General features: G+C 55.5%; 1 pseudogene. It reads right to left on the bottom strand.

Features of this window, described 5'->3' with window-relative positions:
* Positions 1–515: 515 nt before the first annotated feature.
* A pseudogene (locus tag ACYVD0_RS17245) lies at positions 516–646 on the bottom strand (IS30 family transposase); the annotation flags it as partial.
* Positions 647–791 lie beyond the last annotated feature (145 nt).

The raw sequence follows: 791 nt of genomic DNA, 5'->3' as shown, positions 1-791 counted from the left end.
TGTTTTTTAGTGGAGCTGAACTTTCTCGGCATCCTGTCCCTGTCCGGCCAAGGCTGCCCCCGTTTCAGGACTCGCTTGGCGGGCGCTCAGTGTGGGCTTTCAGGCACGCTACCGCCCCAGGATTTGACGTCTGATCCTGAGGACAGGTGAAACCCTGGTTTTCGTGCAGGCGAAAGCCTCCGGAGATTCCGGGTGTGGAAGCTGTACTCAAGTGCTGCAAGGAAAGAAGGAGGGAGATTGAGCGTTGTGGCTGGAGTCTTGGCTCGCTGGGCCTGTTCACAGGCTCTACTTCGAACTGCGCGTTTCCTTCGCTCTTTCTTGAAGCTCCTGATGATACGTGTCGGTTTTTAGAGGTATGCCCCAATTCTTGGGCGTAACCCTTGACAACCAAGCCTGAGTATAAGGATTTGGCGCGCCATTGGAAGTGGTGTGCCATTAAAAAAGCTCGGCAATGTGAGAGGCGATTGCAGGAGCTGAAGACAGCGCGGTTGCTGGGTTGAGGCGGGTGCATCGCATCATAATGCCATTGCTTTGGTCATGGCTTCGATCGGACATTTCCTGTCGAAGCGTTTGCGCGGCCGGATGTTCAGTCGTAGGCAATCGCATCCAACTGTTCCTGGGCGTGGATCGACAAGGTCCTGTCCTTGTTGAATGACGTGGAATTCGGACATTGCTGGAAGAGAGGGGTGTTTTTTAGTGGAGCTGAACTTTCTCGGCATCCTGTCCCTGTCCGGCCAAGGCTGCCCCCGTTTCAGGACTCGCTTGGCGGGCGCTCAGTGTGGGCTTTCAGG

Source organism: Azotobacter armeniacus, from assembly GCF_054779355.1.
Note: the sequence above shows the minus strand (reverse complement) of the source record. Positions and strands in the feature narration are given on the sequence as shown.